At 42.6% G+C, this 11,201-nt stretch carries 6 protein-coding genes; 2 read left to right on the forward strand and 4 right to left on the reverse strand.

Going from position 1 to position 11,201, the window contains the following annotated elements:
• Positions 1–56: 56 nt before the first annotated feature.
• Genes L1D46_RS11000 through L1D46_RS11015 form a run of 4 tightly spaced genes read right to left on the reverse strand, consistent with a single transcriptional unit; the run spans position 57 to position 4,572 of the window.
• A complete protein-coding gene (locus L1D46_RS11000) occupies positions 57–1,262 on the reverse strand; it encodes an FtsX-like permease family protein (RefSeq protein WP_130051271.1) in 1,206 nt (401 codons plus the stop codon).
• Positions 1,263–1,273: 11 nt separating this feature from the next.
• Positions 1,274–2,587: an ABC transporter permease gene (locus L1D46_RS11005; protein WP_130051272.1), complete on the reverse strand. Its 1,314-nt coding sequence runs from the start codon at positions 2,585–2,587 to the stop codon at positions 1,274–1,276.
• A 2-nt stretch (positions 2,588–2,589) separates the two neighbouring features.
• A complete protein-coding gene (locus L1D46_RS11010; protein ID WP_130051273.1) occupies positions 2,590–3,297 on the reverse strand; it encodes an ABC transporter ATP-binding protein in 708 nt (235 codons plus the stop codon).
• Between the two features lie 21 nt (positions 3,298–3,318).
• Positions 3,319–4,572, reverse strand: coding sequence for an HlyD family efflux transporter periplasmic adaptor subunit (locus L1D46_RS11015; RefSeq protein ID WP_130052275.1), 1,254 nt, complete (start codon positions 4,570–4,572; stop codon positions 3,319–3,321).
• A 695-nt stretch (positions 4,573–5,267) separates the two neighbouring features.
• Here L1D46_RS11015 and gltB point away from each other — a divergent pair.
• Positions 5,268–9,725, forward strand: coding sequence for a glutamate synthase large subunit (gene gltB, locus L1D46_RS11020; RefSeq protein WP_130051274.1), 4,458 nt, complete (start codon positions 5,268–5,270; stop codon positions 9,723–9,725).
• Positions 9,726–9,734: 9 nt separating this feature from the next.
• On the forward strand, positions 9,735–11,150 hold the full coding sequence (locus tag L1D46_RS11025; RefSeq protein WP_239977556.1) for an FAD-dependent oxidoreductase: 1,416 nt from the start codon (positions 9,735–9,737) through the stop codon (positions 11,148–11,150).
• Positions 11,151–11,201: the final 51 nt, after the last annotated feature.

An 11,201-nucleotide genomic window follows, 5' to 3' on the forward strand; every position in this document is an offset into this window, starting at 1 on the left:
TAAGGGTGCAAGATAAATGCTACACTGTAAATCCAGTGTAGCATAGGTTGGGAGAACTAAATTGTTCGAGTTGCAATGCTCGGAGAGATGTTCGCCGCCCGTTTTGCTGGAGCAAGTACTGCCAACAGACTCATAATAAATACTGCTAATGCTGTTACTAGCACGTAGCTAATATCAAGTTGAGCAATTGAGAAATGCTGCATCAGCACCTGGCCTAAATATATGGCAGCAATAACGCCAATCACTAAACCAACTACACATATCATGGCATTTTCAACTAAGAAGTAGTTAATAATGGCTGATTTTCTTGCACCTAAAGCGCGGCGAGTACCAATCTGTTTTGTACGTTTACTGATATTAAATAAGGTAAGTCCGAAGATACCCAGTGCAGTTACTAACACTAAGATTGCAATGAGTACAACCAGCATTCTCATCATTAATGTGTCTTCAGCCATGTACTGTTCTTTATCATCATCTAAACCACGGATACGAGAAATAACACGTTTGTTGTAGTTTTTAAGCATGGCCTCTTCAACACGATTCATAACTGATTGACGTTGACCTGGCTCAGTTCTGACCACAAAACGTGCATTTGTACCTGGCTTGATGAAAGGTAGCAGTGCTACGTTATCTGGGCGGCTGTCTTTTAGCCATGGACCTTTCATAAGATCAATAACACCAATAATTTTCATTGGAATGTCACCAAAATAAACTGTTTGACCTAAACCATTTCCGTCAGGGAATAGCTCATCAACTAGGGCTTTAGTTACAACAGTTACTTTTGACAGTTCATCATAGTTATCGGTCACGATGACTTCATCTTCGGTGTAGTTACGCCCAGCAATGAGCTTAACACCGTAGGTATTAATGCCATGCTCATCGATAAACATGTAAGACGTACGGACGGATTTACTCTCTTCAGGTGCAGGCTTTAAACTAAAATCTGACGAAGATCCACTGCCTGAAAGCGGTGTATTACTAGAGTAAGCCGCATCAACTACACCTGGGATTTGACGGAGCATAGTTTCATCTAGCTCGTACTGCTGAGATGGAGACACGTCTTTGCCAAACATCATGACATTAAAAACGAAAATATCTTCTTCAGGGTAGCCTGTTTCTTGGCTTAAGTAGCTGACCCTGTCTTGAATAATAAACGCGGCATTACTGACAATCGCAGTGGTGATGGCAATTTGTATCAGTAATAAAATAGCGCCAACTTTTGAGCGGCATAAGGCGTGAAAGATAGGTTTAATTTCTAACATAGGTGTCTTCCTTATTGGCTCTTAAGATAAATAGCAGGGTTGGTTTTACACACTAGCCATGCAGGGTAAAGGCCAGCAATAATACAGGTGGTAATTGCAATCACTGGCGCGCTTAATAGCATGCTTAAATCCATCGTGGCTAAGCTTTTGTAGTAGCTATAGCTATGGCGTACGCCTAATAAACCTATTTGTGCCAAAATAATACCGAAGATGCCACCCAAGAAGCCTAACATTGCCACCTCAACGATATGTTGAAAGAAGATTTGGCGCTTACTGGCGCCTAATGCGCGGCGTACACCCACTTCAGGAGCACGACGTAAAAACTTCGCCAGTAATAAGCCTAAAATATTAGCAAGGCACACGGCTAAAAACATAAAACTTAGGCCGACTAAAATTTCGTTGTCTTCACTGACAACATTGTTGTATTGCATCCACTCATTTACATCGCGCAAGGTGGCCGTTAGTTTTTCACGATTAAAACGACCGAGCTTTTGTTGCTCTTGCATATAGGCCATCAAAAAGTCTTGGTAAGCTTGTTTTTCTGCAGATGTTTTTAGTTCAACCCAAAACTGCAACCACACCATTTCTGAATTTAGTTTGTCGTTAAAGGTGTTGGTTTTTTCATGTTTCCAACCATTGGTATTACCCCAATTTTCAAGCTCGCGGGCTTTCATTAGGCTAAATGGTAAAAACAGTTGTTCGGTTTTATTAAATGCGCCGTTATTAAGGTCATAGTATTTTGTGGTGATATCCCAATCATCAATCACGCCAATAACTTCATAACTGGCATCATCTAGATAAACCATTTTACCTACGGGGTTTTGACCTGCGAAAAGCTTGTCGTTTAGATCTTTATTAATCACCACTACAGGGGCTGCATCTGCTTCTTGTTGCTCAGTCCACACTCCACCATAAATAAACGATAAGTTAAACATATCGAAAAAGTCAGGAGTGGTTAGGCGCGCTTGACCAATAAATGGTTTTACTTTGTCTGAGTCTAAATAAACCGAAAAACCCGTTCTTACCATAGTGACGCGTTTACCACCGGCTTTTGCTTTATTAAGGTTGACTGCATCTTGATAAGTTAATTGCAGTGGCATGTTATCGACTGTCCACCAAGTACGGCCTTCATCCATGGTTTGTAACTGCACAGAATAAAGGCTGCTACTTTTTTCAGGAATAGGATCTGCCGACATCATGTGATACACAGATAAACTTGTCATGGTTACGCCAATACCAATAGCAATGGCCAATACCATTAAAAAGCTTACAAGTGGCGTGCGCTTAAAGCTGCGCCAGCTTAAATCTAAATAATGAAGGAACATGGTTATACTCCAGCCGCTTTGAGATTTTGGGTACCTTGATATAAGGTGAAGTCAGCTAGCTGGCCGTCAACAACTTGGATATTGCGTGGGGCTCTGCGCGCAAGTTCTGGATCATGGGTTACCATGATGATGGTTGCGCCGTCACGGTTGATTTGCTCAAGTAGTTCCATTACTTGGCGTGCCATTAAGCTATCTAAATTACCCGTCGGCTCATCGGCAAGTAAAAAGCGAGGCTCACCGGCTAGTGCTCTGGCAATGGCCACACGTTGTTGTTGACCACCAGAAAGTTGTTGCGGTAAGTGTTTTGCTCGTGAAGCTAAACCAACTTGCTCAAGGCATTGCTCAATACGGCGTTTACGCTCAGCGGCTTTAATGCCACGATAACGCAATGGCACTTCAATATTTTCATATAAGTTCAAGTCAGGGATGAGGTTAAAACCCTGGAATATAAAACCAATTTTTTGATTTCGTAGATCAGCGCGTTGGTTGTCATTTAGTTTCCCCACATCAATACCATCTAACATGTACTGGCCTTCGCTAAATGGCTCCAACATACCTGCGATGTTTAAAAAAGTGGTTTTACCCGAGCCACTTGGGCCAGTTACTGCAATAAATTCACCTTCATCTACTTGTAGGTTGAAGTCGCGAAGGGCATGAGTTTGTACCATGTCAGTTTGATACACTTTGCTGATGTCGTTCATTGTAAGCATGTTGATTTTTCCTTTTATTTGTTAACGTAAAACCAGTGTGGATGCTTTTTTAAAGCGGTCGTAATTCGAGATGATTAGCTTATCGCCAGGCTCTACGCCTTCTATTATCTCGACAGCATTGATACTGCTAGCACCGGTTTTTATATCGATTAAATAAGCCATGTCACCTTCAACTTTATAAGCCTGGGTGCCACCTTGCTGTAAGAATGCACCGCGTTTTACTTGCAATACATCATCGCGATTCTCTAATAAAATACGTGCGGTTAAGCGTTGGTTTTGGCGAATACCAGAAACCTCACTGTCAAAGCGTACGCGGGTAGTTACCTCGCGATTATTCACCTCCGGTGAAATAGCCGATAAGGTTCCTGTTACATGACGGGCACCTAAAGTCAGTTCAACTTGCATACCAAGACCTAGCTCATTGGCATAGCTTTCTGGTACTTGTAGTTCAGCTTCAAAGTTACTTAAATCCACCAAAGTCATTAATGGTTGGCTTTGTGTAACGGCTTCTTTTTGCTGCACTAATAAGTTACCAACAATACCGCTTACACTGGCAGTAATTGTGAGTTCATTCACCTGCCTAAATAAGTCATCAACGATGAGTTGCTGACGCGTCAGATCGCGCTCTGCAGCTTTTAGTTCAAATGCGAGGGTATCTTTAGCTAAGCTGACTTCTTGCTCTGCATGTTTAAAGGAAAGTTTAGCGCGGGCCAAGTCATCAACGGCTTTTTCTAAATCTATTTGGCTGATTAAATGTTTTTCGATAGAGAGTTTAGCTCGGCGGTTTTCTCTGTCTGCGGCATTTAGTTCAACCTGTGCTAAATCAAGGGCTTTAGTAAGGCTTAGTTTTTGTCGACGTGCTTCAAGTTGCTTGCGTTGTAGTTCACCTTCTAATCGTGCTAATACTGATTGTTGCTGTTTTAATTCGTTAGTAAGCTCAGGGCTGGTTACGGTGGCGATTACTTCGTTTACTTCAACGCTGTCACCGGCTTTTACTTTTAAATCAACAAAACCTCGTTCAGGGCTATAAACTTTTGGCGCATTAGCTGCAACGATTTTACCGCTCGCTGCCACATCTCTAGTAAGCGTCTTTTGGCTTACTTCACTAATTTGTAGGCTTGCTGCATCAACCGAAATGCTGCCATCGCTACTGGCAAACAATGCTTGAAAGCCAAGCGCACCAACAAGTATTACACCTACTGCTAATATAAGTGGTTTCTTAATGGTGTTTTTTTTAGCCACAGTAATATCTTGGGCACTGGTATCCTTTATCATCATAACTCCTTACGATTCTCAAAACATACAATCATGAAGCCAACGGCAATCATGGTAAGCGGAGAAGCCATAAACAAACTGATAGTGAACATTTTGAAATCCTTAATTTCGCTGATGACTTATCTATACCATTAGCGTGCCAATTATTAAGTTGCTGATAATATTGTTTTTTTATTTGTTTTGATGAGTAGATGTCTGTCCGCGGACAGAAAAAGTGTCCGCTGCGGACACTTTTAAATTGCTGATTATTGACGCGAGGGTAAAGAAAGTCAGTCATTGCGACTAAGGTCGGCTGCTCAGAGACCTAGTTTGTTACTATGCTAAAGCCAAGAGTAAATAATGATGCAGCAGCGTTAGGTGTTACCTCATAAAAACTGCATTGATATTCAGATCGTGAATAATTATTCATAATTAAGCGCAGTTTACGTTAACGTAAAGAGGCTGGTTTTAGATTGTTTTTTTACAAGTTGTTAAATTTGACACCAGTGTCATAAAAAAATAACGGGTGAAATACGCCTAAATGTAAAAAAATAGCATAGAATTTAGAAAGTGCCTTTAAGTGAGAAATATTCATGAATATGAATATGTATTCAAAACTCTATTGACTCATGAGGTATTTGGCGATAGTTTTGTTCGTCTGCTAGCACTGTCACAAAAGACTGAACCGCTAGTCGTTGTAGCAAGGGGAGGGGTCTATGTTATACGACTCAAAATTAGAAAAAGATAATTGTGGCTTTGGCTTAATAGCCCAGGTCAATGGTCAGGCGAGTCACCGCTTGATTCGAACAGCAATCACTGGCTTAGATCGCATGGAACACCGTGGTGGTATTTCTGCAGATGGTAAAACTGGTGATGGCTGTGGTTTATTAATGCAAAAACCTGATAGTTTCTTTCGTGCTATTGCCAGCGAACATGATTGGCACTTAGGTAAGAACTACGCCGTTGGCATGGTATTTTTAAATGCCGATCCTGTACTTGCGCAAACAGCTAAAGATGTGTTGAGTGAAGAACTCGAAAAAGAAACCTTGAGTATTCAAGGCTGGCGCGTAGTACCTACCGATGCGTCATGTTTAGGGCCAATTGCAAAAAAACAACTACCAGGCTTTGAACAAATTTTTGTTAGCGCACCAGAAGGCTGGCGTCCAAAAGATTTAGAACGTCGCTTGTATGTAGCGCGTCGTCGTGCTGAAAAGCGCCTCGAAAACGATGAACACTTTTATATTGCCAGTTTATCTGGTTTGGTCACTGTCTATAAAGGCTTGATGATGCCTGTAGACTTACCTAACTTTTATTTAGACTTAGCTGACATTCGCATGACCAGTGCGATTTGTGTATTCCACCAACGTTTTTCTACTAATACACAGCCTCGTTGGCCTTTAGCTCAACCTTTCCGCTATTTAGCGCATAATGGTGAAATTAATACGATTCAAGGTAACCGCCAATGGGCACGTGCCCGTGCTTATAAGTTTGCCTCACCACTTATTCCAGATCTGCAATCAGCCGCACCATTCGTTAACGAAAGCGGCTCAGATTCTTCAAGCTTAGATAATATGCTTGAGTTGTTCTTAGCGGGAGGCATGGATTTATTCCGTGCAATGCGTATGCTTGTGCCACCAGCATGGCAGAAAAACCGTGCCATGGATGATGACCTACGTGCGTTCTATGACTTCAACTCAATGCATATGGAACCATGGGATGGCCCAGCTGGTATTGTAATGTCTGACGGCCGTTTCGCGGCTTGTAACCTTGACCGTAATGGCTTGCGTCCGGCGCGTTATGTAATTACCCAAGATGGATTTATCACGCTTGCCTCTGAAGTGGGCATTTGGGATTACGCACCAGACGAAGTCGTTGAAAAAGGCCGTGTCGGACCAGGTGAGCTGTTAGTTATTGATACTCATCAAGGGAAAATATGGCATTCAGATGAGATTGACCAAGACCTTAAATCTCGCCACCCATATAAAGCCTGGCTAGAGGCAAACGTTAAGCGTTTAACGCCATTTGAACAGTTATCTGAAAAAGATGCGGGTAACCGTTCTTTTGATGACGAAACACTGCTTAAGTATCAAAAAATGTTTGGCTATACCAACGAAGAACTTGATAGCGTGATTCGTGTTATGGGTGAAAATGGTCAAGAAGCAACGGGTTCTATGGGTGATGACACGCCATTTGCGGTACTGTCAGAAGGCCATCGCTCACTGTTTGATTACTTCCGACAAAAGTTTGCGCAAGTAACGAATCCACCGATTGACCCACTTCGTGAAAATCACGTTATGTCACTAGCAACCTGTATTGGTAGTGAGCAAAACGTATTTAACGAAACCACCGGCCATGCTAAGCGTTTACAGTTTGATACGCCAATTTTGATGTACGCTGATATGCAACAGCTGATCAATGCTGACGATGAGCACTACAGCTACTGTAAAATTGATATCACTTACACCGCAGAAGAAGGCTTAGAAAAAGCAATCACACGTATCTGTGATGAAGCACAAGAAAAAGCGGCGTCAGGCTGTGTCATGCTTATTTTAAGTGATCGTAACTTTAGCGAAACGCATTTACCTATTCCTGCGGCGATGGCGGTTGGTTCAATTCAAAAGCGTTTAGTAGATAATAACTTACGTTGTGAATCTAATATCATCATCGAATCGGGCAGTGTCCGTGATGCGCATCAATTTGCGGTATTACTTGGTTTTGGTGCAACGGCAATTTATCCGTACCTTGCTTATGAATCATTAGTTGCAATGAGCGACAAAAAGACCCTGAATAAGAGCTATTGCGAAGTAACGCTTGCGTATCGTAATGCGATTAACAAAGGTCTGTATAAAATCATGTCGAAAATGGGCATCAGTACTGTCGCTTCGTACCGCTGTTCAATGTTATTTGAGGCAGTTGGTTTATCAGATGCGGTTGTAGAAACCTGTTTTAACGGTGTAGCTAGTCGTATTAAAGGGGCTTGTTTTACAGATTTTGATGATGACCAACGTAAGCTTCATAAGCTGGCCTTTAGTAAGCGTAAATTATTGAGCCATGGCGGATTATTAAAATATGTTCACGGTGGTGAGTACCATGCTTATAACCCAGATGTTATTCAAACACTGCAAAAAGCAGTACGCTCTGGGGATTACAAAGATTACTTAGCGTATGCTGATTTAGTAAATAACCGCCCGATCACCAATTTACGTGACATGTTGGCAGTCAAGATCCCTGATACAGGTGTGAGTGTTGATGATGTTGAACCTGCAACTGAGCTGTTCAAACGTTTTGACTCTGCAGCAATGAGTATTGGTGCGTTATCGCCAGAAGCGCATGAAGCACTCGCAATTGCAATGAACCGTTTAGGTGGTTGCTCAAACTCGGGTGAAGGTGGTGAAGACAAGCTTCGCTACGGCACAGAGAAAAACTCGCGTATTAAGCAGGTTGCCTCAGGTCGTTTTGGTGTAACACCACATTACTTACGTAGCGCTGATGTAATTCAGATTAAAGTTGCGCAAGGTGCAAAACCAGGTGAGGGTGGTCAATTACCGGGTGAAAAAGTAACGCCGTATATTGCAAAATTACGTTATTCAGTGCCGGGTGTGACTTTGATTTCGCCTCCGCCACATCACGATATTTACTCGATTGAAGATTTAGCTCAGCTTATTTTCGATTTAAAACAAGTAAATCCAGATGCACTTATTTCGGTGAAACTAGTTTCTGAACCAGGTGTAGGTACTATCGCAACAGGTGTAGCTAAAGCCTATGCCGATTTGATTACCATTGCTGGTTATGACGGTGGCACAGGTGCAAGCCCGCTCACTTCTGTTAAGTATGCAGGTAGTCCTTGGGAGCTTGGTCTTGCTGAAACTCAACAGGCGTTAGTAGAAAATGGTTTACGTCACCGTATTCGTCTACAAACAGATGGTGGCCTTAAAACGGGTCTAGATATCATTAAGGCGGCTATTTTAGGTGCTGAAAGCTTTGGTTTTGGTACTGGGCCTATGGTAGCTCTTGGTTGTAAATACCTACGTATTTGTCACCTAAATAACTGTGCGACCGGTGTTGCAACGCAAGACGATACGCTGCGTCAAAAGCATTATCATGGTCTGCCAGAAATGGCGATGAACTACTTTAAGTTTATTGCCGAAGAAGCGCGCCAAATTATGGCAAGCCTTGGTGTAACTCGCTTAACAGATTTAATAGGTCGTTTGGACTTACTTGAAGCAATTGAAGGCAAGACAGAGAAACAAAAGAAAGTTGATTTGTCTTCAGTTATTGCCGTACCAAACAACCCAACGGGTGAAACCTTGTATTGTAGTGTGCCTAATAGCTCACACTACTTAGGTCAGCTAAACGAAACCTTACTTGAAAAAGCGAAGCAAGCAATTGATGAAAAATCAGGTATCTCGCTGGTTAACCGTATTTGCAATACAGACCGCTCAGTAGGGGCTATGCTATCGGGTTATATTGCGTCAAAACATGGTAACCAAGGTATGGCTGCTGATCCTGTTTCTATTGAGCTCCATGGTACAGCAGGTCAATCATTTGGTGTGTGGAATGCAGGTGGTCTTGAAATGACGCTTGTTGGTGATGCGAATGACTATGTTGGTAAAGGAATGGCTGGCGGTAAGCTAGTAATTCGCCCACCGCTGGGTTCTTCTTTCGAAAGCCACAAAGCGACCATTGCCGGTAATACCTGTTTATATGGTGCAACGGGCGGTAAATTATTTGCCGCAGGCTGTGCCGGTGAGCGTTTTGCAGTTCGTAACTCAGGCGTCCAAGCGGTTGTAGAGGGCGTGGGTGACAATGGTTGTGAATACATGACAGGTGGTGTTGTTTGCGTACTTGGTAAAGTGGGTATCAACTTTGGTGCAGGTATGACAGGCGGTTTTGCTTATATACTTGACGAAGGTAATGACTTTGAAAAACGCATTAACCCTGAACTTGTTGAGATTGTCACGCTTGAAGGGTTGGCATCACACCAAGAGCATTTACGCGGTCTAATTGCTGAGCATTTAGAACTTACAGGCTCAAACCGCGCTGAGCAGATTTTAGCTAACTTCGATTTATACATTCCGATGTTTAAATTAGTTAAGCCAAAATCTAGTGATGTAAAAAGTTTACTTGGGCACCGAGCGCGCAGCAGCGCAGAGCTTCGTGTTCAGGCTCAGTAAGGGGGTAGTATGAGCGAAAATGTATACCAATTTATCGATGTACAACGTGTTGATCCGCGTAAAAAGCCAATCTCAGCGCGTAAACAATCTTTCGTAGAAATTTACGAGCCGTTTTCTGAGACGCAAGTTAACTCACAGGCGGATCGCTGTTTAGATTGTGGTAACCCGTACTGTGAATGGAAATGCCCAGTACATAACTATATTCCACAGTGGTTAAAATTAATTCGTACTGGCCGTATTTTAGAAGCGGCAGAGTTGTCTCATCGTACAAACAGCTTACCAGAGGTGTGTGGTCGAGTGTGCCCACAAGACCGCTTGTGTGAAGGCTCTTGTACACTTGACGAAGAGTTTGGTGCTGTCACTATCGGTAATATCGAAAAGTACATCACAGATACCGCTTTTAAGATGGGCTGGAAACCAGATATGTCGTATGTGGTTTGGTCTGACAAAAAAGTGGCTATCATTGGTGCTGGTCCGGCAGGCTTAGGTTGTGCGGATATTTTAGTACGTAACGGTGTAAAACCTGTGGTGTTTGACCGTCACCCTGAAATTGGCGGCCTTCTTACATTTGGTATTCCTTCATTCAAACTTGAAAAAGAAGTAATGCAAAAGCGTCGTGAAATTTTCACTGAAATGGGTGTCGAGTTTCAGCTAAACACTGAAGTTGGCGTTGATATTACTCTTGATGAAATCTTGGCTGAATATGATGCCGTTTTCTTAGGTGTCGGTACGTATCAAAGTATGCGTGCAGGGCTTGAGAATGAAGATGCTGATGGTGTGTTTGATGCACTGCCGTTCTTAATTGGTAACACAAACCGTGTTATGGGCTATGCAGAAGACAAACAAGCTTACCTCGATATGGCGAACGAAAAAGTTGTCGTGTTAGGCGGTGGTGATACAGCAATGGACTGTGTGAGAACCTCTATTCGACAAGGTGCTGCAAAAGTAACTTGTGCTTATCGTCGTGACGAAGAAAATATGCCAGGCTCAAAGCGTGAAGTTAAAAATGCCCGTGAAGAGGGGGTAGAATTTACCTTCAATGTACAGCCGAAAGGCATTGTTGTTGACGAGCAAGGTAAAGTTGCTGGCGTTAAGATGGTGAAAACCCAGCTTGGTGAGCCGGACGAAAATGGTCGTCGTCGTGCTGAAGAAGTTGCCGGCTCTGAACATGTTATTGAAGCTACCAAAGTGCTTATGGCTTTTGGTTTTAAACCTCATAAAATGGATTGGTTAGAGCCGTACGGTGTTGAAATCAATCATTGGGGTGGCATCAACGCACCAGAAAAAGGTGAATTTACCCATCAAACAACGAACCCTAAAATCTTTGCTGGTGGCGATATTGTTCGCGGCTCAGACTTAGTGGTAACCGCTATTTTCGAAGGCCGAAACGCCGCAGAAGGGATTATGGATTATTTGGAAGTTTAATCCTAAGGGGTTCATTTAATATTTATAAAAGCAAGCTACCTAGCTTGCTTT

The organism is Pseudoalteromonas sp. Isolate3, assembly GCF_022398505.1.
Lineage (GTDB): Bacteria > Pseudomonadota > Gammaproteobacteria > Enterobacterales > Alteromonadaceae > Pseudoalteromonas > Pseudoalteromonas apostichopi.

Coding starts and splice junctions, on each gene's coding strand:
- L1D46_RS11005 (WP_130051272.1), bottom strand. CDS start 2,587: ATGTTCCTTCATTATTTAGATTTAAGCTGGCGCAGCTTTAAGCGCACG.
- L1D46_RS11015 (WP_130052275.1), bottom strand. CDS start 4,572: ATGATAAAGGATACCAGTGCCCAAGATATTACTGTGGCTAAAAAAAAC.
- L1D46_RS11000 (WP_130051271.1), bottom strand. CDS start 1,262: ATGTTAGAAATTAAACCTATCTTTCACGCCTTATGCCGCTCAAAAGTT.
- L1D46_RS11010 (WP_130051273.1), bottom strand. CDS start 3,297: ATGCTTACAATGAACGACATCAGCAAAGTGTATCAAACTGACATGGTA.
- gltB (WP_130051274.1), top strand. CDS start 5,268: ATGTTATACGACTCAAAATTAGAAAAAGATAATTGTGGCTTTGGCTTA.
- L1D46_RS11025 (WP_239977556.1), top strand. CDS start 9,735: ATGAGCGAAAATGTATACCAATTTATCGATGTACAACGTGTTGATCCG.